This is a genomic window from Paenibacillus konkukensis, from assembly GCF_023523925.1.
GTDB lineage: Bacteria > Bacillota > Bacilli > Paenibacillales > NBRC-103111 > Paenibacillus_S > Paenibacillus_S doosanensis.
Genome location: NZ_CP027059.1, coordinates 6583611 through 6606602 on the forward strand (window position 1 = coordinate 6583611; position 22992 = coordinate 6606602).

The window sequence follows — 22992 nt, forward strand, 5'->3', positions numbered from 1 at the left end:
CAAGTGACAGCCAAGCTGCAGCGAATGGTCGAGCTGTCTGCCCGTACAGCGCATGCGGTGGTGAACGATACTGGACAATGGAGCGATTTTTTACGCAGTGCTGCTTGGAACTACAAATATCCGTTTCAGGATCAATTACTGATCTACGCGCAACGCCCGGATGCCACCGCCTGCGCTCCGATTGAGGTGTGGAACCAAAAGCTGGACCGCTGGGTCAAGCGCGGCGCGAAGGGCATTGCACTGATTGAGGATCGGGGCAGCAGCTTGGGGCTGCGCCATGTGTTTGACGTGTCGGACACGCAAAGCCGCCAGTCGCGCGGCGTGCCGCTCTGGCGCATGGACGCGGCGGATACGGAGGCTGTGCTTGAAACGCTGGAGAACGCTTTTGGTCACGAACGGGAGCCAGCCATGGAATTGCCCGGCTCTCTGCTGGCTGCGGCGCGGAATGCAGTAGAAGATCATAGCGCCGACTACGTGCGGATGCTGCTGGCCGAGCGCGAGAACAGCCTACTTGAAGAGCTGGATGATTCGCATGTGGAGCTGCTGTTCCGGGAAGCCGTGCAGCATGCCGTCGCCTATATGACGATGGTTCGCTGCGGGCAGGAGCCATCCCACTATATCAGCACCGATGACTTATCCGGTGTCGGGTATTTCAACACTTTGCCCGCGCTTTCGCATGTGGGCGCAGCGATCAGCGATGTGGCGGAAACGATCTTGCGGGAGATTGAGTCTACCGTGCAGGCGCAGCGCCGACAAAACATGCAAAGTCAACCTTTGGATTCAATCCGCATCTTTGCAAAGCCGCAACCGCTGCCGCACAATGAGGGTAAACCACGCGAAGGGATGATGGAGCATGGAACTGACGTACACACAGAACGGGGATTACCTGCTGCCGGATCTGGCACAGCCGGAGTCGATGAGCATCGGGAAATACGGCCTGCTGCGCAAGACGTTTCTGAAAAACGAGCGCAAGGGTACCTACGCTCACCTGATGCTCTCGGAGCAGTTGAACCCGCATCTGGCGGAGATCGACCGGACGGCGAGGGAGCAGATCGAGCAGACCATCGCGCAACTGCTGGCGCAGCACCCGGCACCGGACAAAGCGAGCGATCCGTTGGACTGGACGGGCCACATGAACAATCTGAAGCAACAGGCGGAGGAACTGATTCTGACCGAACTGGTGTATCGCTAACATGGCATGACCGGAGAACGGAGGACAATCGTCTTCCGTTTTTTCATGACGGGAACCAGATCAACGATATGCTGCGAACCGCGCCGCTCTCGGAGAACAAGGCGGAGATCGCAGCTTTTTTTGATGCCCATGATGATCCGGTAGAACGCGCCCTCTACGTCAGAAGCCTGTTTCCGCAAGGGCAGACGGAGCTGGTACTGGAGCCGGACACCTGGCTCGGTGTGGAGCCTTACCAAAATGTGCTGCATATTTGGACGGGCAAGTCGGATAGCCGGACGGCGCAAGGCTTCTATGATTGGGGCGTGATCGTCGGCCATATCCGCAGCATGATGTTGCTGGGCGAATTTGACCGGACTCGGCAACCGGAGCCTTCCCTCCAGCAGCAAACGATGTGGCTGGAAGGGACGGCGGAGGAAAAAGCCGCCGCTTTTGTCTGGCCGCAGGCGGTCATTGACGCTGTTCTGCAAAACGGCAGCGGCTTCGAGCATGGCAAGCTGCGGATTGCCCTTCATTTTCAGCAATCGATATCGGCGCAGGACAATGCCGAGTTTTTGAAACGGGAATACGGGACGGGCGGGCGAACCCCTGCCTTGATTGGTACGAATATCCATGAACATCACGACAGCAAGGGCATTACGTTGGAACGCGGCTTTCGAGGGGATCAGGATCAGAAGCTGGTGCTGCCCTGGATGAAGGTGCAAAAGCGGATTGGCGAGTTGCTGGCCGCCGGACGTTATTTGAATCGCCGGGAGGCGGAGCAACTGCCTGCCTATGCCGAGCAGCAGGAGGAGCAACGCAGGCAGCGCGAGGCCGAGATGCGAGAGAAGCGCTCCATGCTGCCGGAGCCGCCGCTGGCTCCACCTCCATCCGCCCCGCCGCACAACCGAAAGAGCCTGCGCTATGCGTATACCGAGGGTAGCACGGTCTTCATCGGTGCTGACGAATATGAAATCGCGCAGTTGGAGCCGGGCAAGATTTGGTTGCAGGACAAGCAGTTTCCGCTCTTTTCAAAGGAGTTGAGCCGCAGCGAGTTGGAGCGCCTGCTGCGCGATAATCCGCTGAACGATCATTTGTTGACCGATGAACCGCTGTCTGCGGCGGAAGCGGCGTTGTGGGATATCGAGGAGACGGAGGAGCGACCGGAGGAGTCGGAGCAGGCGCAAGCTCGGGCAGGACGGGAGGCATTCGCACCTACGGAGCCTAATGAAGTTTCCGTTGCACCTGCTTCTGAGATCATCTCTCCACCGCGCCAACCGGCAAGCAACTACCGCATTGTGGATGTTGCGTTGGGGCATGGCGGTGCCAAAACGAAATTTCGCCGCAATGTGGAAGCGATTCGGTTGCTTCGGCAGTTGGAGGAGGAAAACCGCCAGGCCAGTACGGAGGAGCAGGCGGTGCTGGCGCATTATGTCGGCTGGGGCGGCATCCCGCAGGCATTCGATGATGCCAACAGCCAGTGGGCTGCTGAATATGCCGAACTGCATGCGCTGCTGACCCCGGAGGAGTTTGCGTCTGCCCGGGCCTCAACCTTGAACGCCCATTATACGTCGCCAACGGTCATTCAGGCGATGTATGAGTGCCTGGAGCAAATGGGCTTTCGGCGAGGCAATATTTTGGAGCCTTCCTGCGGGATTGGCAACTTCTTTGGTTTGGTGCCGGAATCGTTTCAGGATTCACGGCTGTTTGGCGTGGAACTCGACAGCTTGACCGGGCGCATCGCCAAGCAGTTGTACCCGCAGGCTTCCATTGCGATCAACGGATACGAGCGGACGAATCTGCCGGACAGCTTCTTTGACCTTGCCATTGGTAATGTGCCGTTCGGCGGCTATGGCGTGGCCGACAAAAAATATGACAAGCACAAGTTTTTAATTCACGATTACTTTTTTGCGAAGACGCTCGACAAGGTGCGGCCGGGCGGCATTATCGCCTTCATTACCTCCAAGGGGACGATGGACAAGCAAAATCCAGCGGTTCGCCGGTACATCGCGGAACGGGCGGCCTTGCTCGGCGCAGTGCGCCTACCGAGCAATGCGTTTCTGGCGAATGCCGGAACCGAAGTCACGGCAGATATTCTCTTTTTGCAGAAGCGGGATCGCATGGTGACGGTCAACGAGCAGAGCGAGCCGTGGTTGGCGTTGGCTGAAACGGAGGATGGCGTGCCGATCAACGCCTACTTTGCCGCTCAACCGGATATGGTGCTGGGTACGATGGCGTTTGATGACAAAATGTACGGCAATCGCGAGGAAACCACATGCCGACCGTACCCGGATGCACCGCTTGATGAGCTGCTGCGCGAGGCATTGGCCAATATTCACGCCGAATGGGTAGAAGGAGAACGTGAGGAGCAGCCGGAGGAAGCGGAGTCTTCCCTGCCTGCCGATCCGAATGTGCGTAATTTCAGCTTTGCGCTGGTGGAAGGCCGGGTCTATTTTCGCGAGAACAGCCGGATGCATCCGGTGGAAACTTCGGCAACGGCGACGGGGCGCATCAAGGGGCTGATCCAGTTGCGCGATACCGTGCGCGACCTGATCGAATACCAGACCGAGGACTACAGCGAGGAATCGATTCGCGAGCAGCAGCGCAAGCTGAACACGCAGTATGATCGCTTCGCAGCGCAATATGGGCTGATTAACAGCCGCGCCAACAGTCTCGCCTTTTCGGATGACAGCGCCTATTTCCTGCTCTGTTCGCTGGAGATTCTCGACGATGAAGGGCTCATGCTGCGCAAGGCGGACATGTTTACGAAGCGCACCATTCGGCAACGGACGCAGGTCGAGCGCGTAGACACCGCGTTCGAAGCGCTGGCGGTATCCATCGGCGTCAAGGCTCGGGTGGATTTGGCTTATATGAGCGAACTATCAGGCATTCCTGAAGCGAAGCTGATTCAGGACTTGCGCGGGATCATTTTTCCTAATCCCGAGCAGATGGATGAGGACGGGGAGCCGGTCTATGAGACGGCGGATGCCTATTTGTCCGGCCATGTCCGCGACAAGCTGCAGAGCGCCAAAGTCTTCGCAGCCCATGACCCCGAGCGGTACGCCGAAAACGTCAAGGCGCTGGAGGCGGTGCAGCCGCCGGATTTGACGGCTTCCGAAATCGATGTTCGGCTGGGGGCGACCTGGCTGCCTGCGGAGGTCGTGCGGGACTTTATGTTCGAGCTGCTGGACACGCCGCCGATGTTTCGCCCTTCCATTCAGGTGCTCTATTCCGATTACACAGCAGCCTGGAACGTGCGGGGCAAAAGCGATGATCGAAGCAACAACATTAAAGCCAACGTCACCTACGGCACGGAGCGGATCAATGCGTACAAGATTATTGAAGATACGCTCAATTTGCGGGATGTGCGTATTTTCGATACGGTGATCGAAAACGGCGTAGAAAAACGGGTGCTGAACCGGAAGGATACGGCCGTTGCCCAGCAAAAACAGGAGCTGATCAAGGAAGCGTTCGGCGAATGGCTGTGGCAAGATCCGCAACGCCGCGAACGGCTGACGCGCTTGTACAATGATCGGTTTAATGCGACCCGCCCGCGCGAGTATGACGGCAGCCATATCCGGTTGAGCGGCATGAACCCGGAAATCCGGCTTCGGCAGCATCAGGTGAACGCGGTCGCTCGGGCGCTTTATGGCGGCAATGCCCTCTTTGCCCATTGTGTTGGCGCGGGCAAAACATTCGCGATGACCGCCGCAGCGATGGAGAGCAAGCATTTGGGTTTGTGCAACAAAAGCATGTTTGTTGTCCCGAACCACTTGATAGAGCAGTGGGCGGCTGAATTTTTGCAGCTTTATCCGTCTGCGAATGTGCTGGTGACGACGAAAAAGGATTTTGAGACGAAAAACCGTAAAACGTTTTGCGCCCGCATTGCCACTGGCGATTATGACGCGATCATTATCGGGCATTCACAGTTTGAGAAGATTCCGATTTCCATGGAACGCCAGCGCCAGCAACTGGAGGAGCAGATTTACGAGATCACCGGCGGCATTCGGGAGTTGAAAGAGGCCAAGGGCGAGCGGTATGCGATCAAGCAATTGGAGAAGACGAAGAAGACGCTGCAAATCAAGCTCGAAACATTAAACGATACGAGCCGTAAAGATGATGTGGTGACGTTTGAGGAATTGGGTGTGGATCGGCTGTTCGTGGACGAGGCGGATTCATACAAGAACTTGTTTCTGTACACCAAAATGCGCAATGTCGCGGGGCTATCGCAAACTGAGGCGCAGAAGTCGTCGGACATGTTTATGAAGTGTCGGTATCTGGATGAACTGACGGGTGGACGTGGAATTATTTTCGCAACGGGAACGCCGATCTCGAACTCCATCACGGAAATGTATACGATGCAGCGGTATTTGCAGTATGGGAGCTTGCAGAAGCAAGGCTTACAGCATTTTGATTCGTGGGCGTCCACGTTTGGCGAAACCGTCACCGCAATTGAACTGGCACCTGCGGGAACGGGGTATCAGGCGAAAACCCGCTTTGCCCGGTTCTACAATTTGCCGGAGCTGATGAATATGTTCAAGGAAGTGGCCGACATCCAGACGGCCGATATGCTCCAGCTCCCGGTGCCGAAGGCGCATTTTCATAATGTGGCTGTCCCTCCAAGCGAGTTTCAACGGGATATGGTAGCCGATCTTGCTCGCCGCGCAGAGCAGGTTCGATCCAAGGCGGTTGAGCCGCACGAGGACAATATGCTGCTGATCACGAATGACGGGCGCAAGCTGGCGCTCGATCAGCGGCTGGCCAATCCGCTGCTGCCGGATGATAAGGGCAGCAAGATCAGCGCCTGCGCGAATAACATTTACCGGCATTGGCAAGACGGGCAAGAGCAACGGCTCACGCAATTGGTCTTTTGCGATTTGTCTACCCCGAAAGCAGACGGCACCTTCAATGTCTATGATGAGATCAAGCGCAAATTGTTGGAGAAGGGTGTTCCGGCGACGGAGATCGCCTATATTCATGAGGCCAATACAGATGCGCAGAAGAAAGAACTGTTCGGCAAGGTGCGGGCGGGACAGGTTCGCGTTCTGCTGGGATCGACGTTCAAAATGGGGGTGCGTCCGTAAAGGTCAGCCAGATTTCTAGCTGATCTGTGGACGATTGAGAATTCTACCTGTGGCAAGGTAGTAGAGAAAGGTATAAACGGTGTCATAACACCACTCTATCATCAGCCTGCTTACTCGAAAGGGAAACTGGACGGGGACAATAGCACGCAGGAAAAGCCATAAGTCGGTAAACTATCGCTACCGCGACTGAATGGCGAGATGAAAAGCTGTGAATGAGGATAAAGGCTAAACTGCTTGAATGACAGTCCGATGGGCCCTATTGTGCAGCTACGGCGAAAGATAGTTGATACGCCGTATAACATGCGTAAATGTACGGTATCCCATGTGCATTTACACTATACCGCATGTTTCCAAGCCGTAATCTACGGAAAAGGACGAACGTCATATCCGACATCACAGCATGCCATTTTCAATCGTCTAAACGGAGATTGCCTAAGTCGGAACGCTTGCAACAAGCTATGAGCGTAAGGCTCTGAAAATCCGATAAGGCAACGGAGTTTCCATAGTAGTCCGAGGACGGGAAAGCCGTCTACATGGCGAAGGGAAACAGGTATTCGTTTAATACTGAAAAAGGAAGGATGTGCGAGACATTGAGAAATCCTTTAGAGGTATTAAAAAGTCTAAGCACAAAGGCGTGTAACTCCAAGTACCGATTTCAACGGCTATATCGGAATTTGTACAACCCTGAATTTTATCTGATGGCCTACCAAAACATCTACGCAAAACCGGGTAACATGACCAAAGGCGCGGATGGACAAACCATTGATGGCATGGGAATGGAACGTATCTCCAAGCTCATCGACAGTATGAGGAATCATTCTTACCAACCAAATCCCGCAAGACGGGTATACATTCGGAAAGCAAACGGAAAAATGAGGCCTCTTGGTATCCCATCTTTCGATGACAAACTGGTGCAAGAAGTAGTTCGCATGATGCTGGAGAGCATCTATGAGCGTACATTCTCCCGTCTTTCTCATGGCTTCCGGCCAAACAGAAGCTGCCACACCGCGCTTGTGCAAATCAAAAAGGAATTTACAGGAGCGAAATGGTTCGTTGAAGGCGACATTAAAGGATTTTTCGACAACATCGATCATCATATTATGGTCGATACACTACGTCGAAGAATCGATGACGAATATTTCATCGCCTTGATATGGAAGTTTCTTAAAGCCGGATATTTGGAAGATTGGAAATTTCATAATACCTACTCGGGCACGCCGCAAGGCTCTATCATAAGTCCGATTCTTTCAAATATCTATCTTGACCGGTTTGATAAACATATGGAGAAGTATATCAAATCGTTTGATAGAGGAACTTTCCACCAACGAACAAAAGAATACCGCTTCTGGGAATACAAACTCTCGGTCAAGCGCAAAGAAACCACGGCGAGATGGAACGGTATGTTCGACGAGGAGAAACAACTCGCTTTACAGGAAATCAAGGCTTTGAAGACCAGCATGCAGAGCGTGCATTGTCGCGATCCCTTTGATCCCACATTCCGCAGGCTCAAATATGTCCGGTATGCAGATGACTTTTTGGTCGGAATTATCGGTTCAAAAGAAGATGCCGTACAGGTTAAACGTGATATTGGCAACTATCTTCGGGAAACCTTGAAGTTGGAAATGTCCGAGGAAAAAACGCTGATTACACACACGGCAACAAAAGCCCGGTTTCTAGGCTACGACATCTGTGTCTGCCGCGATCAACAGACACACTACGGCAGGCGCAGCATGAGCAACAGAGTCTTGCTGTATATGCCGCAAGAAAAGTGGCTGAAAAAACTGCTGGCCTATAAGGCGCTTCGCATCAAAACGGACAGAGACCAAAAAAAAATCTGGAGACCTAAGCATAGACGGTATCTGGTAGACAATGATGACCTTGAGATTCTGAAAAAGTACAATAGCGAAATTCTGGGGATGTACAATTATTACCGATTAGCCCACAACGTCAGTAACCTCCAAAGCTTTAAATATGTGATGGAATACAGCATGTACAGAACCTTTTGCCTGAAATACCAATGCAGTATTGGAAAACTCAAAAGGAAATATTGCATTGACGGGAAGTTCGCGGTCAGATACCAGACGACTTCAGGTGAAAAGACGCTGTTTCTGTACAATGGAGGATTCAGACGCCAAGAAATGCCGGATACGAGGCCATCCATAGATAACAATCCCGACAATATCTCGGTCACTATGGCTAGAACAAGCATGATGGACCGGATAAAAGCCTGCAAGTGCGAATGGTGCGGTAAAGGAGGAGTCTCCATCCATATGCATCATGTTAGGAAGCTAAAAGACCTAAAGGGCAAACGGGCTTGGGAAAAGGTGATGGTCGCTCGGAAACGGAAAACGATGGCGCTCTGTGTTAGCTGTCATAAAAAATTACACGCTGGATTGCTAGACTAAGAATACTGGAGAGCCGTATACAGCGAGAGTTGTATGTACGGTTCGGAGGGGAGCGTTTGGAAACCTGCCGTAGTAATGCGGCAAGGCGCCGGGCGCTTACCCTACGCCGGTACGAATGTGCAGACGAAGCTGGTTGCCATTCATGACCTCGATTGCCCATGGCGTCCGCGAGATTTGGAACAACGTTTAGGGCGTGTGATTCGCCAGGGCAACCAGAACAGCGAAGCGCATATTTACCGCTACGTGACGGAAAACACATTTGATGCCTACCTCTACCAGACGCTCGAAAACAAGCAGCGCTTTATCTCGCAAATCATGACGAGCAAGTCGCCGGTTCGCTCTGCCGAAGACATCGATGAAGCGGCTCTTTCTTACGCCGAAGTGAAGGCACTGGCGACCGGCAATCCGTACATTAAGGAAAAGATGGACTTGGACATTCAAGTGTCCAAGCTCAAGCTGCTTAAGGCCAACCATCTAAGCCAGCGTTATGCACTGGAGGATCGGCTGCTCAAGCTGTTGCCGCAGCAGATCAAATCGACGGAGGAACGGATTGCCGGGTATGAGCAGGATGTGGCTTTGTACAGGCGTCAGGATGCCGATACGATGGACGGCGAGGAAGCTGCCTTTGCCGGAATGACGATCAAGGAGTTTACGTATAAGGAACGCGCATCGGCAGGCGCGGCGCTGCTGGAAGCCTGCAAGGGGATGACTTCTCCCGATCCGCAGGAGATCGGCCAATACCTGGGCTTCTCCCTATGGGTTTCGTTCGACAGCTTCTATAAGGAGTACAAAGCGACATTGCGCGGCGCGTTGGGGCATAGCATTTCGCTTGGAACTGATGCAAGCGGCAATCTGACTCGACTGAACAATGCACTTGTTGCGCTGCCTGAGAAGCTTGCCTATTGCCGCGATCAACTGGTCACGCTCAGAAAGCAGATGGAAACAGCGAAGGAAGAAATTGCTGCCCCATTTAAGCAGGAAGAGGAACTGCAAGCCAAATCGGCGCGGCTGGCGGAGCTGAATGCGCTGCTGAATATGGATAAGCGGGAGAACGAGGCGATAGACGCAGGCGTGGCTGACGAGGAACCGGAGTTGCCGGACCGCAAAAGAGCGAACCGGCAGGAGCGGTGACGGATGGTAGATGCAGGATGATTTCCGTCAGTTACAATGACGTGCTTCGATAAAGCGAACCTTGCCCTTTTTTTGCCCTGCTCCAGAGCACTTCATCTGAAAGAGAGGTTTGGATGAGTTCGACCGGCACGCCATTATCGTTAATCACGGCAACTCGATAATCGTCAATAGGTTCGTATGGTCCTAAAATCACTTCTTCTCCCTCGATGGCAGCTTCTAAATCATTCACTTTAAAGGCCAAATGAGGCAAGGACTTCATCAGCGGGTGCAAGGGGGAATCCGGCTCAAAACGATGCCATTGGATTCGAAATTGGCCATCATGATCTGAAGTGTACATTTTGGCTGCTGCGCTATATTTTTCATTTGGCTTGATTTCCGTCGTGGGAATACCCGTATGGTGAAACTCATAACGAATACCGTCTTTCAAGATGCAACACCTCCATTCAAAATTTGTATAACCAGATTATACGAACTCAACGTCTGTCTTGTCCAATTCCGCCGCAGTATCGAGCCGCCATAGGGGCGAAAATAGCAAATATCCATAAGCCCGGCGAGATGTACTATCCCAAGAGCCTGTTGCCCTTCCCCGGCAGCAGGCTTTTTCTCTTGGGGTATCCAAACGAGGAGGTGTGAACCATTGGAAGCGAATCAGGACAAGGTTTATCGGGTAGGGATTTATTGTCGCGTGGGAAGAAGGGATGAAGGTATTGCAGAGAGCGCCGGTATTGCCGATCAAAAAGCTCGGTTGACGGAATATGTGGTGCAGCAGGGCTGGCGATTGGTGAATGTGTATGCGGATGATGGTTACAGCGGCATCCATTTCAACCGCCCGGCGTTTCAAGCCATGCTGCGGGACATCCATGACGGAGAAATGGATTGCATTATGACCTGTGACTTGGCGAGGCTCAGTCGAAATCAATCGGAAGGGTTGTTGGTTTTGGAGCGCTTTTTTCCTGAGCGCAAGGTTCGGTTTTTGACGCTGGATGGCAGCGTGGATACGTTGAATCGGGGAGCGCTTAGCGCCTTGCCGGTGCGCCATAGGTTGAACGTAAAGGGTAGCGAACGGAAGGCGATAGAACGAAAACCGAGTGAAGGAGAGAAAACGGCAAACCGCAGAAGGGGACATCGGCCTACACGCTGATAGGCCGAAGCTCGGATGCTGCCCCATCCTATTCTTGATGTGCTTTAGTGTGGCGAAGCTTTTCTAATGGAATGATCCGTAGAGACGATCAATGACAGGTTCGCGCGTTCCGACCGGATCAGGTATGTTTGTTAAGGGAGGGAACGCGCATGGAAAAGGAATGTAAACGATACGTATGGAACGTATGGCGCTTTATTGGCAAGGTCATGCGGATTATTATGCGTACCTGAAAAAAATGAGGGTGCTATAGTCGCAGAAGTCCCATATGCTGAACCCGACAAGTCTGTTGCCGACCGGTAACAGACTTATTTGCGTTCATCTCTGCTTGTGCATGGACATTGAACAGGATGAAGATGATCGAAAGGAGCGAGTCGATGGCTTATGTAAGCAAAGAACAGATCGAGCGTGCCAAAGAATGGGACTTGCTGACGTATCTGCAACATGTCGAGCCTTATGAATTGGTGAAATGCTCACGAAATGCCTATGCGACACGCAGTCATGGCAGCTTGAAAATATCCAACGGCAAGTGGTTTTGGTGGTCGCGCGGGTTTGGAGGGCGCTCGGCACTTGATTATCTCATTAAAGTGCGGGGAATATCCTTGCCGGAGGCGGTGTTGCATATTAACGAGCAGGCTTCTCTCTCTCTATCACCGGTTTCGCAAGTGATTCAGGAGGTGATCGCCGCTGTCCCATTCGAGCTTCCCGAAGCCTATGAAACTTCAAGCCGCGTGGTTGCTTATTTACGCGGACGGGGAATTGCCCGTGAGGTGCTTGAAGCGTGTCTCCAAACGGGACGCCTGTATGAAAGCCGGAACTATCACAATGCGGTGTTTGTCGGTTTTGATGAGCAGGGCGTTCCACGCTATGCGGCGATTCGCGGAACGACTAGCACTCGCTATATGGGCGAAGTGCCGGGCAGCGATAAGCGTTATGCCTTCTCGCTTCCAGCAGTAGAGAACAGCGCTGAACTGCATCTGTTTGAAAGCGCCATTGATCTACTGTCCTATTGCACATTCATGTTGTTGCGAGGAAAGCACTGGCGGCAAATTCATCTTCTGTCGCTTGCGGGGATACATCGCCCCGCAGAGAATAAGGACGAGTCGGCACTTCCGGCTGCTCTTCTCTCCTATCTGGATCGCCACTCGGAAGTAAAGCGACTGGTGCTGCATTTGGACAATGATGAACCGGGACGCTTGGCCGCAGAGATGATCGAGCAGCAACTCGCTCAGAGCTATCTGTTGAAGAATGAACTGCCTGTCCAAAAGGATGTAAATGAGGACTTGATGGCGTACAAAAAGCAACGTGAGTTTCCAGCACGGTAGTATTGCGGCACAATGGCAAGCCGACTCGTCATTCGCAATAATAAAAAAGTATCCATCTCAGGGGGAGGGGGGATTGAGCATGCAGTCGAGAAATGACAAGGAGCAAGGCGAGACAAGTTGGGATGCGGAGAAGATTGAAGCGGCATTGGTGGAGGCAGAGGAGCAAGCTCGCAGCGAGAAGACGCGATATGATCATCATCAGGTCATGCGCGAGGCGCGACAAAAGATCAATCGAAAGGAACGTTGAGCGAGGTATTGTAATCAAATTGAACCGGACCAGGGTTCCATGAAGACGCTGTTTGCACGGCGTCTTTTTGTTGCCCGCAGCCCCCTCTTTTTCCCGGCAGGTGCCCTGAGGGCAACGTGTAACGTTGCAGCAAGCACTGAATTTGGTCTCCCAAATTCGCTTGTTAGGGGCGAAGCCCCTAATACCCCTTCCACTGAATCGTATGTTTCTTGTTCATTAGGTGGCTGCATCTTGCATCTGGAACGCTTTTTATAAAAGTGCCCTTTTCTCTAGGACTACTCCATTTCAGAAAGGAGCGAACATATGCGGAAAAGAAATCTGCGTATTCAAGTATGGGTCAATCAGGAAGAAGATCGAAAGCTTCAAAAGTATGCGAAGCAGTCGGGATTATCACGCGAAGCTTACCTCCGCTCACTAATCAACGGCTATGTCCCTAAAACGTTGCCGCCTTTGGATTACTACACGATGCTGCGCGAGCTGCACGCTATCGGAAATAATCTTAACCAGCTTGCGGCAAAGGCTCATGCAACCGGTCATCTGGATCGAACCTCGTTCCAGCGCGAAGCGGATGATTTGCGTCGCGCTGTGCAACAGATACAGGAGGCTGTGACTGCGCCGGAACCGCGCCACACATAGGGGAAAGTGCCAATATGGCTACGACTGCGATATGGGACGTGACCGACCGTTTGAAGCGTGTACTAAACTATGCTGTCAATCCGGATAAGACGGATCAGGAGCGCATGGAAGCAGATGGCTTGCAACAGACGCTTGCCTACACCGGCTCGAATGCGAAAACGGAGCGGCAGCTTTATGTGAGAGGGATTAATTGCGATCCCAGCAGTGCATATGAGCAAATGCAGCGCACCAAGCAGCGGTTCCAGAAGTCGGGCGGCATTGTGGCGTTTCATGGGTATCAGTCCTTTGCACCGGGGGAAACGACGCCGGAGATGGCGCATGCCATTGGCGTAAAACTTGCGCAAGCGCTTTGGGGAGAACGCTTTGAAGTGATCATCGCCACCCATCTGGACAAAGATCATTTGCATAATCACTTTGTTCTCAATTCCGTTTCCTTTGTGGATGGTAAACGCTATTACGACAATAAGGCTTCCTATTCACTGATGCGGCAAACCTCCGATCAGCTATGTCGGGAGCATGCGCTATCCGTCATTGAACAACCGGAGCGTGGGAAAGCCAAACATTACGGTGAATGGAGAGCCGATCAGGAAAGCAAGCCGACATGGCGTGGAGTCATTCGCGAGGACATTGATGATGCCATTGCTGCAACAAGGACAATGAGCCAATTTTATGCGCATCTGCAAGCGAAGGGGTACGAGATCAAGGCACATGTCAAGCATTTGGCAGTTCGCCCGTCAGGTAAAACGAGATTTGTCCGGTTGCGCAGCCTTGGCGAAGCTTACTCCGAGGAAGCAATCAAGCAACGGATTTTGGACAGTACGTGGTCAGAGAAGAAAGCAGCGATGCTGTCTCCACGCCGTAAGCGTGCCGTGTTGGTTCGAGGAAAGCACTTCGCCAAGTATCACAAGCTTTCCGGCCTTCAAGCATTGTATATTCGTTATCTATATGCCTTGGGCATTCTGCCCCGCTATCGTTCGTCCCCGAGACGAGCGTCTTTTTTGTTGCGAGAAGACCTGCGCCACTTGTCGCAAATCGTTGAACAGACAAAACTGCTCTGCCGTTATCAGCTTTCCAGCCGAGCGCAATTAGTTAGCTATTATGAAGCTCGACTGGTCGAAATGAGTGAACAACAGATTGAACGTAAATTTTGTCGTAGGCGCTTGCGCAGTTGCCGACAGCCAGAGCAGATCGCAGAGTACCGTGAACAGATCGCGGCGCATTCCCGGCAACTCGCGCAGCTTCGAAAGGAGGTGAGGCTTTGCGCGGGCATTTTGGCGCGCTCAGATACGATCAAAGACAAGCTGCATCATCGTGAAAAAAAATCCAGTCGCAAGGAGGTAGAAGCCCATGAGCGGAAACGAGGCGGCAGATCAGGTCGTCAGCATGAGTCTACGCGGCATTGAAGTGATGGCGAAAATATCCGGCGAAGGCGCAAAGCATTTGGCGGTCTATTTGTTCGCGGTGCTGCAAGGGCAAAAACAAACCCGAGGTCGTACGCGGCTTGAGAATTTGCTCCGCAGCGGGAAGGAATTGAAGGTATTTGCTGTCCGGAATGAGGATTTGCCGACCTTTTGTAAGGAAGCGAAGCGCTACGGCGTCTTGTACTGCGCGTTGCGAGACAAAAAGAATGTGGATGGTTTGTGTGATGTAATGGTGCGCGCCGAGGACGCCTCCAAGATCAACCGTATCGTGGAACGCTTCCAACTGGCAACGGCGGATACCGCCAGCATCAAGCAGGAAATCGAGCAAGCCCGTCAGGAGAAGCAGCCAGATTTGGAAGCGGAACGAGCGATGGAAGTTGTGGAGAATCCAGAGGCGACAGTCGCGGAGACAGCAGCGCCTGAAACGGAGATCAGCGAGGACTTCTTGGATGAACTGTTGGGAAAAAAGCCCGAACCACCGGGGGAGGTGGAACTGGGAAACGAAGTGCTGGAAGGCGGAAGTCCGATTCCCCAGGAACCGCTGGCCGAAGCAGGGGAACTGGAACATCCTCATCCCATTCCACCCCACCAGGCCGAGAACTTGAATCAATCGGAACCCCTATCTCCGTCCGCGCCTACCTCCGCGCACAGCGAGGCATCCGAAACGATTTCTGAACCGCCGAAGCAGAAGGTGTCTGTGCGACAATTGTTACGTGAAATTCGGGAGGAGAACCGTGCTGCGGAAAAGCGGCGGCAGCAGCAGCAAGAACGGGAGCCGGGCTTGCCGAAACGGAAGGATCGGGGCAAGACTCCTGTTGCCGTGAACGCTCCGGTCGAGACTCCGAAGCGCAGCAAACGTAAGAGGGGGAAAGCCAAATGAGTGAATGGGATGATTTATTCCGTCAAGAAACGCCGCCGGTGAAGGCCGCTTCGCAAAACCAGTCCTTCGATAAGGATGCTTGGGTGCAGAAAAAGCAGGAGCTGCGTCAATGGACGTATGAAACCATTGATGCCACTTCGGTTGCGGTCGCGCAAACCAGCGAGCAGTTTCAACAGTATTTGGATGTGCAAAGCCGCTTCGGTCGATATAGTGTTTCCAATGCGCTGCTCATTATGGCACAGCGGCCGGAAGCAACGCGGATTGCGGATTTTGAGGGATGGCAGGCAATGGGGTTTCGCATCCGTCGGAAAGAAACGGGCTTTTATATTTTGGAGCCTGGCGAGGAATACAAACGGGAGGACGGCAGTACGGCGGTAAGCTACAATCCGAAAAAAATGTTTGACGTTGCCCAAGTTATCGGAGAGAAACCGGAACTAGCGCCCTCACCAGACGAACGCACCCGAATCAAGGCGCTCACGCACCGCGCTCCGGTGCCGATTCAGATGGGTGATGCCTTACCAGAGGGGATGAACGCCCTCTACCAGCCGGATGTCCGCCAGATTGTGATTCGCCGCGGACTATCAGCCGGTGATATTTTTCGTTCACTTGCTCAGGAGTTGGCCCACGCAGAATTGGATCAGGGAAAGTCCGACTACAGCCGCTCAGATCATCATTTCCAAGCCAGTAGCGTTGCCTATATGTTGAGCAAGAAGTTTGGCATGGAGACAGCGGATTTTCGATTTAACAGAGCAGTCGAAAGGCTTAAAGGACTGGAGCCTCAACAGATCCGCACGGAGCTTTCAGTTATTCGAGATACGGCCTACACGATGACCAGCCGAATGTACCATCTTCTAGGTCAACTGCGGCAACAACAGCCGAGTCGAACAAATACGGCCCGTTAGGGAACGTCAAGCTGACGGCTGCTATTACGATGACGTGGGAGGAAGGACGATGAAAGAGGAGGAACGCATTCTTTGTTTGGATCATTACGAGCATGGCATTGTCATCAACGCTCTGAACACGCTGCGCAATGGACTGATCGGGGAACGGCGATCAACAGATGCTGTTGATGATTTATTGTTGAAGGCCATTGATGCCCCCTACAACAAAGGGAAGTACCGGAGACAGCATGCATCGCGCTAATACCGTAACGAGTCAGCTAGTACTCGTTGCGGTTTTTTTGTTGCCTTTTATCTGGATGGCACTACATGCTGCCCCTGCCCTATCAGAAGGCTTGCCTGCCCTCCTGCTGCAACTTAGCACGGCGATGGAGCATCCCTTCCGCGTCCGGTGGGTCGCAGATACGCCGCGCAGCTTGCTGCTCTTTACGGTGGCTTATGCCATCTGCGTCGGAGTGTATTTGTCCTCGTTGCGAAATTACCGCAGGCGTGAGGAACATGGCAGCGCCCGCTGGGGGAAGGCGAAGCAGATCAATGTTAAATACCGAAGCAAAAAGCTGGAGCAAAACAAAATTTTGACACAGCATGTGCGAATCGGTTTGGACGGCCGCAAGCATCGTCGAAATTTGAATGTGCTTGTGGTCGGCGGATCGGGGGCTGGGAAAACACGCTTTTATGCCAAGCCTAATGTCATGCAAGGCCATACTTCCTTTGTCATTCTCGATCCGAAGGGCGAAATTTTACGAGATACTGGTAGCTTGCTCCGGTTGGAAGGATACGACATCAAAGTGCTGGATCTCATCAATCCGCATTTGTCGCATGGCTACAATTCGTTTGCCTATTTGCGGGATGATAAGGATGTTCTCAAGCTCGTTACCAATTTAATTCGCAATACGACACCGAAGGGGAGCAATACAAACGACCCGTTCTGGGAACGTTCAGAAACGGCGCTATTGGAGGCGCTTGTGCTATATCTGCTGTACGAAGCACCGCCGGAGGAGCAGAATTTTCCAATGGTGATGGAGATGATTGCGGCAGCGGAAGTTCGCGAAGAAGACGAAACGTATCAAAGCCCGCTGGATGAACTGTTTGAGCGGTTGGCGATGCGCGAGCCGGAGCATTTGGCGGTCAAGCAATACAACATCTTTAAGCTGGCAGCAGGCAAGACGGCCAAGTCCATCCTGATTGGTCTCGGAGTACGGTTGGAGAAGTTCAATCTGCCAACTATTGCAGGCATGAGTGTGGTAGATGAACTGGACATGTCCAGTATGGGAACGAAAAAGACAGCGCTATTCGCCGTCATTCCCGATAACGACAGCAGCTTCAACTTTGTCGTCGGCATGCTGTATACGCAGTTGTTCCAGAGTTTAATGTATGAAGCTGATTACCGACATGGTGGACGCTTGCCCGTTCATGTTCATTTTGTGATGGACGAGTTTGCGAACGTCGCGTTACCGACAGAGTTTGACAAACTGCTCTCTACGATGCGCAGTCGCGAAATATCCGTTTCCATCATCCTGCAAAATTTGGCACAGCTCAAAGCGCTATATAAGGATGAGTGGGAATCCATTGTCGGCAACTGCGATTTGTTTTTATATCTCGGAGGCAATGAGCAGTCCACTCACAAGTATGTGTCGGAACTGCTTGGCAAGGAGACGCTCGATACCAATACGTATGGACTCAGCAAAGGACGCAATGGGAGTTACTCTATCAATTATCAACAGACAGGTCGGGAATTGCTGACACCGGATGAGGTTCGGTTGCTTGATAACCGATACTCGATTTTGTTTATCCGCGGCGAACGGCCCGTATTGGACGAAAAGTATGATGTGCTTCGGCATCCTAACGTTGCCTTGACGTTGGATGGCAACGGGGAAGCCTACCGACACGGCGGCACAGAGCATGCAATTGATTGGAAATCTGTGGTGCTGCATGAACAAGGTGACTATGAACTTTTGTCTGAGAGCGAACTGGAAGATCTACTTTTACAAGGAGATGATCGTCATTGAAGCGTAAAACCCAATGGTTGCTGGCAGGCGGCGCGGTGATCGTACTCGGATCAGCATGGGCTTCGACGGCCTATGCCGCAGGCGATCCGATGGAGACCGTCAATAATTTTTCCAATTTCATTTTTGGTTTGATCCGGGCAGTGGGCATGATTATTTTGGGTTTCGGCATCGTCCAGATCGGCTTGTCGCTCAAATCGCATGATCCATCCCAACGAGCCAATGGGTTTTTAACCTTGGCTGGCGGAATCATTATTACATTTACGAAGGAAATTCTGGCGTTGATCGCGGGGTAAATGATCGTGTAGGAGAGAAGCGCTTGCTTCCCTCCTGCACAAAAAAAGGGTGAGCGCATGTCGAAAAACAGTTGGATTGAAGAAAATCTGGAGAATGCCCTGAACACCTGGAATAACAAGATGAACGAGATTTGGCAGCTCGTCACGCAATCGCCTGCCGAGTTTAAGGGCGGCGCAATTTGGCGGGTGGTCACGGATATTCACGGCGCGTTGCAAGCGACGGGGCTTGCTCTGCTTGTGCTGTTTTTCGTGGTCGGCGTGATGAAGACGGCGGGCAATTTTGCAGAGATCAAGCGACCGGAATTGGCTGTTAAGTTGTTTATCCGTTTTATTCTAGCCAAGGCGGTTGTGACCTACGGGCTGGAACTGATGATGGGGCTATTTACTATCGTGCAAGGTGTCATTACGACCATTATGGGAAACTCCGGTTTCGGAGCGATGGAAGGCATAAGCTTGCCGGGCACAATTTCGCAGGCGATTGATGATGTTGGGTTTTGGGAGAGTATTCCTTTATGGATTGTTACTCTGCTGGGTAGTTTGTTTATTACGGTGCTATCGTTCATTATGATTCTATCCGTCTATGGCCGGTTTTTTCGCATTTACTTGTACACGGCCATCGCACCTGTCCCACTGTCATCTTACGCTGGTGAGCCGAGTCAAAGCATTGGTACGTCCTTCCTGAAAGGATATGCAGCAGCATGTTTGGAGGGAGCTATTATCGTGCTGGCTTGTATCATATACGCGGCATTTGCCGAAGCTCCACCTGCTGTTGTGGAAGGAACTGGAGCAGTGACGATGATATGGACGTATATCGGTGAGTTGATCTTTAACATGCTAGTGCTGGTCGGAACCGTTAAAATGGCAGACCGCGTTGTTCGAGAAATGATGGGGTTATAGAACGATTTAGGATAGAAACTCGATAGTTTGCTTCCCCTCGGTGAATTTCTTCTATATCCTATAAGTATATTACGTACCATACAATTATACATTTGACTTATAGGTGGTTCGTGAGTACGATTTATTTATCGTATAAAATTTTTATAGTGCTGATTCGTTATTGGCTCTCAGATAGGGGGACAGATCAATGAGAGAGTTGGAGCGAGATCTGGAAGCGCAGCGGAAACGCTTAAACAAACTGGGAACGCGCTTGGTGAAGCAATCCATTTCGTTAGCTGAAAATCAGGAAATACAAGAACTCAGCCGCCAGGTCGATCAGCTTGTGATTCGTAGTCAACGTATGAAGCGAGTACAAGAACGGCAGGAACGGTAGTGGAAAAAAGCGAGGGGGAGCACCTATGGAGTTTCCATCATGGTTCAAGCAAATGGTTCAAAAGAGACTGGATAAGGTTTCGGCGCAAGTTGCATATCATCCTGATATAGAGCAAATACGCAAGGAGGAAGATATCGCCTTTAAAGCGATGTTTGCCGAGATTGATATAAAACATTCACCAATCTTTTCCGAATGGGAGGACAGACACAACTTGATGCAAGCCATGATGAATGAGAAGCTGTACTTTAGAGGTATGCAGGATGGTATTCAACTTGCTGTTGTGATTCTCTATCACTCTTGTTGGCAGGACGAGGAGGCACCTTCAACTGGTAATCCTAATTAAAGTAGATTGTTTGGGAGGTTGAATTGAATATGGAGATCAAAATTAACCGGGAAATCCGGGCATATACGGAAAGCTTATTCTTTGGACTGTCCTTGCGGCAGTTCTTTTTTTCTGTCCTGGCAGTGGGAGCGGCGATTGGCCTTTACTTTGGATTGCGGAGCCACTTTGGTGTCGAAACCGTTAGCTGGATATGCATCTTGGGAGCAGCTCCCTGCGCCGCGCTGGGCTTTATTCAGTACCACGGAATGACTGCGGAGCAGTTGTTATGGGCATACATCAAGTCAGAGTTTATGATGCCCAAGCGACTCGTTTTCCATTCCACGAACCATTATTATGAAGCGCTGAGAGGTAAACTACGGCAGCGCGGTTTGGAGGAGACGCGATGATTAAAACACTCAAGCGCATCCTCAGCCAAGACAAGGAACGATTTGTCGTTCCCAAAGGTGTTCAACAAGCAATCCCGATTCGAGCCATCTGGCCGGACGGGATTTTTTTAGTTGGCAACAAGTTTTCTAAGTCGTTTCGCTTTGAAGATATTAATTACGCCGTAGCCTCGCGAGAGGATAAGGAAGCGATGTTCCTAGCTTACGGTGAACTGCTTAATTCATTGGACAGCGGGGCAACGACGAAAATTACAATCAACAATCGGCGGCTTAATCGGACAGACTTGGCTGATTCTATTCTGATTCCGTTGCGGGAGGACGGGTTAGACCCGTATCGGGAGGAATATAACCGCATGCTGCTCGACAAAGCGACCGGTGCCAATGAAACGTATCAGGAGAAATACATTACCGTCTCCGTTGTCAAAAAGAACATTGAGGAAGCACGGCAGTATTTTGCACGGATCGGTGCCGAACTGTCAGGGCATTTTACACGGCTTGGCTCTAAATGTACGGAGCTGAGTGCCACGGATCGTTTACGCAGATTGCATGATTTTTATCGCATAGGAGAGGAAGCCGGTTTTCGATTCGATTTGTCGGAAACGACGCGCAAGGGTCATGATTTTAAGGACTTCATCTGCCCGGACACGCTGGAGTTTGAGCGGGATCATTTTCGCATGGGTCGTTACTTTGGTCGCGTCATCTTCTTACGGGAGTATGCCAGCTACATCAAGGACAGCATGGTCGCCGAGCTTTGTGATTTGAACCGAAACCTGTTACTGTCACTTGATGTCATCCCGATCCCTACCGACGAGGCGGTACACGAAGTGGAAAATCGACTGCTTGGCGTGGAAACCAACATTACGAACTGGCAGCGGCGGCAGAATAAAAACAACAATTTCTCAGCGGTTATCCCTTATAACATGGAGCAGCAGCGCAAGGAAAGCAAGGAGTTTCTGGACGACTTGACCACACGGGATCAGCGAATGATGTTTGGATTGCTCACGATGGTGCATATCGCAGAGAGCAAGGAGCGGCTTGACCAAGATACCGAAGCCTTGTTGACGACAGCCCGCAAGCATCTGTGTCAGCTTGCCCCGCTGACCTTCCAGCAGATGGACGGCCTAAATACGGTGTTACCGTATGGGCTTCGCAAGGTGCAGGCGCTGCGAACGCTAACGACCGAAAGTACGGCAGTCTTTATCCCATTTCGCGCCCAGGAGGTCATGCATCCCGGCGGCGTTTACCAAGGACAGAATGTCATCAGTAAAAATATGATCTTTGCCAGCCGCAAGCAATTACTGAACGGAAACAGCTTTATTTTGGGCGTACCTGGTTCCGGGAAAAGCTTCACCGCAAAACGGGAAATCGTCAATCAGGTGCTGGCGAGCGACGATGATGTTATCCTGATCGACCCGGAAAGGGAGTATTCCGCTTTGGTAAAAGCACTTGGCGGCGAAACGATTCATATCTCGGCCACTTCGCCCAATCATATCAATGCGATGGATATGAACCGGCAATATGGCGATGGAGCCAATCCAGTCATTTTGAAATCCGAGTTTGTGTTGTCATTGTGTGAGCAGTTAATGGGCGGATATCCATTGGGGGCAAAAGAAAAGTCACTGATCGACCGTTGCACCGCCAGCGTCTATCGAGGCTTTTTGCAGAGCCAGTACAAGGGGGAGCCGCCAACATTGCGAGACTTCCATGCGGAGTTGCTCAAGCAAGCAGAGCCGGAGGCGCAGGACATCGCGCTGGCGATTGAATTGTTCACGTCAGGCAGCCTGAACACTTTCGCTCAACCTACAAACGTCAATGTTCATAATCGGCTGATCAGCTATGATATTTTGGATTTGGGCAAGCAGTTGCTTCCGATTGGCATGCTGGTCGTGTTGGATAGTATTCTCAACCGTATCACGCAAAACAGAGTGAAAGGCAGAAACACATATATCTTTATTGATGAAATTTATTTGTTGTTCCAACACGAATACAGCGCCAACTTCTTGTACGCCTTATGGAAGCGTGTCAGAAAGTATGGCGCTTTTTGCACAGGCATTACGCAAAATGTGGACGATTTGCTACAAAGTCATACCGCCCGAACGATGCTGGCTAATAGCGAATTTATTATCATGTTGAACCAGTCCAGTACAGATCGCAAGGAGCTTGCCGAATTGCTGAACATTTCGGATTTACAACTCTCCTACATCACGAATGTCGATGCTGGAAACGGTCTTATGAAGATCGGAAGTTCGTTGGTTCCTTTCACTGATCAGTTCCCGCGGGACACGATGCTGTATCAATTGATGACGACCAAGCCAGGCGAATAGACAAACAAAGGAGCGGCAGACTAGCTGCCGCTCCTT

Annotated in this window: 19 protein-coding genes; 18 read left to right on the forward strand and 1 reads right to left on the reverse strand. The window is 51.8% G+C overall.

Going from position 1 to position 22992, the window contains the following annotated elements:
• The first annotated feature begins 3 nt into the window (after window positions 1-3).
• From SK3146_RS35360 to SK3146_RS28580, 3 genes are all read left to right on the forward strand, one after another.
• Window positions 4-6252 carry a DEAD/DEAH box helicase family protein gene (locus tag SK3146_RS35360; RefSeq protein WP_434006827.1) on the forward strand — a complete coding sequence of 2083 codons (6249 nt, stop codon included), beginning with the start codon at window positions 4-6 and terminating at the stop codon, window positions 6250-6252.
• A gap of 590 nt (window positions 6253-6842) precedes the next feature.
• Window positions 6843-8657, forward strand: coding sequence for a reverse transcriptase/maturase family protein (locus tag SK3146_RS28575; RefSeq protein WP_249861000.1), 1815 nt, complete (start codon window positions 6843-6845; stop codon window positions 8655-8657).
• 75 nt (window positions 8658-8732) lie between these two features.
• Entirely contained in the window at window positions 8733-9788 is a 1056-nt protein-coding gene (locus SK3146_RS28580) for a hypothetical protein (protein ID WP_249861958.1), read from the forward strand.
• 31 nt (window positions 9789-9819) lie between these two features.
• On the opposite strand, the gene SK3146_RS28585 is transcribed toward SK3146_RS28580, so the two are convergent.
• Window positions 9820-10215 carry a VOC family protein gene (locus tag SK3146_RS28585; protein ID WP_249861959.1) on the reverse strand — a complete coding sequence of 132 codons (396 nt, stop codon included), beginning with the start codon at window positions 10213-10215 and terminating at the stop codon, window positions 9820-9822.
• A 210-nt stretch (window positions 10216-10425) separates the two neighbouring features.
• Here SK3146_RS28585 and SK3146_RS28590 point away from each other — a divergent pair, with 210 nt between their 5' ends.
• The 15 genes from SK3146_RS28590 (at window position 10426) to SK3146_RS28660 (ending at window position 22956) form a co-directional block, all read left to right on the forward strand.
• Window positions 10426-10929 carry a recombinase family protein gene (locus tag SK3146_RS28590; RefSeq protein ID WP_249861960.1) on the forward strand — a complete coding sequence of 168 codons (504 nt, stop codon included), beginning with the start codon at window positions 10426-10428 and terminating at the stop codon, window positions 10927-10929.
• A 374-nt stretch (window positions 10930-11303) separates the two neighbouring features.
• Window positions 11304-12251, forward strand: a complete 948-nt coding sequence (locus SK3146_RS28595; protein WP_249861961.1) for a DUF3991 and TOPRIM domain-containing protein — start codon at window positions 11304-11306, stop codon at window positions 12249-12251.
• Window positions 12252-12330: 79 nt separating this feature from the next.
• The gene (locus tag SK3146_RS28600; protein ID WP_249861962.1) at window positions 12331-12498 is read left to right on the forward strand and encodes a hypothetical protein; all 168 of its coding nucleotides are present in this window, start codon (window positions 12331-12333) and stop codon (window positions 12496-12498) included.
• Between the two features lie 303 nt (window positions 12499-12801).
• Window positions 12802-13134, forward strand: coding sequence for a plasmid mobilization protein (locus SK3146_RS28605; protein ID WP_249861963.1), 333 nt, complete (start codon window positions 12802-12804; stop codon window positions 13132-13134).
• 14 nt (window positions 13135-13148) lie between these two features.
• Complete coding sequence (locus tag SK3146_RS28610) at window positions 13149-14537, forward strand: relaxase/mobilization nuclease domain-containing protein (RefSeq protein WP_249861964.1); 1389 nt, start codon at window positions 13149-13151, stop codon at window positions 14535-14537.
• Complete coding sequence (locus tag SK3146_RS28615) at window positions 14482-15435, forward strand: PcfB family protein (protein ID WP_249861965.1); 954 nt, start codon at window positions 14482-14484, stop codon at window positions 15433-15435. Before SK3146_RS28610 ends, SK3146_RS28615 begins: the two co-directional genes overlap by 56 nt.
• Window positions 15432-16337 (forward strand): hypothetical protein, encoded by a 906-nt coding sequence (locus SK3146_RS28620; RefSeq protein WP_249861966.1) that lies wholly within the window; start codon window positions 15432-15434, stop codon window positions 16335-16337. The genes SK3146_RS28615 and SK3146_RS28620 overlap by 4 nt, the downstream gene beginning before the upstream one ends.
• Window positions 16338-16386: 49 nt before the next feature.
• Entirely contained in the window at window positions 16387-16578 is a 192-nt protein-coding gene (locus SK3146_RS28625) for a hypothetical protein (RefSeq protein WP_249861967.1), read from the forward strand.
• On the forward strand, window positions 16565-18343 hold the full coding sequence (locus tag SK3146_RS28630; RefSeq protein WP_249861968.1) for a VirD4-like conjugal transfer protein, CD1115 family: 1779 nt from the start codon (window positions 16565-16567) through the stop codon (window positions 18341-18343). Before SK3146_RS28625 ends, SK3146_RS28630 begins: the two co-directional genes overlap by 14 nt.
• Window positions 18340-18636 carry a glutamyl-tRNA amidotransferase gene (locus SK3146_RS28635; RefSeq protein WP_434006828.1) on the forward strand — a complete coding sequence of 99 codons (297 nt, stop codon included), beginning with the start codon at window positions 18340-18342 and terminating at the stop codon, window positions 18634-18636. Before SK3146_RS28630 ends, SK3146_RS28635 begins: the two co-directional genes overlap by 4 nt.
• Before the next feature lie 57 nt (window positions 18637-18693).
• Entirely contained in the window at window positions 18694-19533 is an 840-nt protein-coding gene (locus SK3146_RS28640) for a VirB6/TrbL-like conjugal transfer protein, CD1112 family (RefSeq protein ID WP_249861969.1), read from the forward strand.
• Window positions 19534-19720: 187 nt separating this feature from the next.
• The gene (locus tag SK3146_RS28645; protein WP_249861970.1) at window positions 19721-19906 is read left to right on the forward strand and encodes an aspartyl-phosphate phosphatase Spo0E family protein; all 186 of its coding nucleotides are present in this window, start codon (window positions 19721-19723) and stop codon (window positions 19904-19906) included.
• Window positions 19907-19931: 25 nt separating this feature from the next.
• A complete protein-coding gene (locus SK3146_RS28650; protein WP_249861971.1) occupies window positions 19932-20249 on the forward strand; it encodes a hypothetical protein in 318 nt (105 codons plus the stop codon).
• 29 nt (window positions 20250-20278) lie between these two features.
• Window positions 20279-20635, forward strand: a complete 357-nt coding sequence (locus SK3146_RS28655; protein ID WP_249861972.1) for a PrgI family protein — start codon at window positions 20279-20281, stop codon at window positions 20633-20635.
• Window positions 20632-22956 (forward strand): VirB4-like conjugal transfer ATPase, CD1110 family, encoded by a 2325-nt coding sequence (locus SK3146_RS28660; RefSeq protein ID WP_249861973.1) that lies wholly within the window; start codon window positions 20632-20634, stop codon window positions 22954-22956. The genes SK3146_RS28655 and SK3146_RS28660 overlap by 4 nt, the downstream gene beginning before the upstream one ends.
• Window positions 22957-22992 lie beyond the last annotated feature (36 nt).

Excerpts from the sequence above, each read along its gene's own strand:
- SK3146_RS28605 (WP_249861963.1), top strand. The coding sequence starts at position 12,802 with ATGCGGAAAAGAAATCTGCGTATTCAAGTATGGGTCAATCAGGAAGAA.
- SK3146_RS28610 (WP_249861964.1), top strand. The coding sequence starts at position 13,149 with ATGGCTACGACTGCGATATGGGACGTGACCGACCGTTTGAAGCGTGTA.
- SK3146_RS28655 (WP_249861972.1), top strand. The coding sequence starts at position 20,279 with ATGGAGATCAAAATTAACCGGGAAATCCGGGCATATACGGAAAGCTTA.
- SK3146_RS28620 (WP_249861966.1), top strand. The coding sequence starts at position 15,432 with ATGAGTGAATGGGATGATTTATTCCGTCAAGAAACGCCGCCGGTGAAG.
- SK3146_RS28600 (WP_249861962.1), top strand. The coding sequence starts at position 12,331 with ATGCAGTCGAGAAATGACAAGGAGCAAGGCGAGACAAGTTGGGATGCG.
- SK3146_RS28645 (WP_249861970.1), top strand. The coding sequence starts at position 19,721 with ATGAGAGAGTTGGAGCGAGATCTGGAAGCGCAGCGGAAACGCTTAAAC.
- SK3146_RS28580 (WP_249861958.1), top strand. The coding sequence starts at position 8,733 with ATGCGGCAAGGCGCCGGGCGCTTACCCTACGCCGGTACGAATGTGCAG.
- SK3146_RS28630 (WP_249861968.1), top strand. The coding sequence starts at position 16,565 with ATGCATCGCGCTAATACCGTAACGAGTCAGCTAGTACTCGTTGCGGTT.
- SK3146_RS28650 (WP_249861971.1), top strand. The coding sequence starts at position 19,932 with ATGGAGTTTCCATCATGGTTCAAGCAAATGGTTCAAAAGAGACTGGAT.
- SK3146_RS28595 (WP_249861961.1), top strand. The coding sequence starts at position 11,304 with ATGGCTTATGTAAGCAAAGAACAGATCGAGCGTGCCAAAGAATGGGAC.
- SK3146_RS28660 (WP_249861973.1), top strand. The coding sequence starts at position 20,632 with ATGATTAAAACACTCAAGCGCATCCTCAGCCAAGACAAGGAACGATTT.
- SK3146_RS28640 (WP_249861969.1), top strand. The coding sequence starts at position 18,694 with ATGTCGAAAAACAGTTGGATTGAAGAAAATCTGGAGAATGCCCTGAAC.
- SK3146_RS28615 (WP_249861965.1), top strand. The coding sequence starts at position 14,482 with ATGAGCGGAAACGAGGCGGCAGATCAGGTCGTCAGCATGAGTCTACGC.
- SK3146_RS28625 (WP_249861967.1), top strand. The coding sequence starts at position 16,387 with ATGAAAGAGGAGGAACGCATTCTTTGTTTGGATCATTACGAGCATGGC.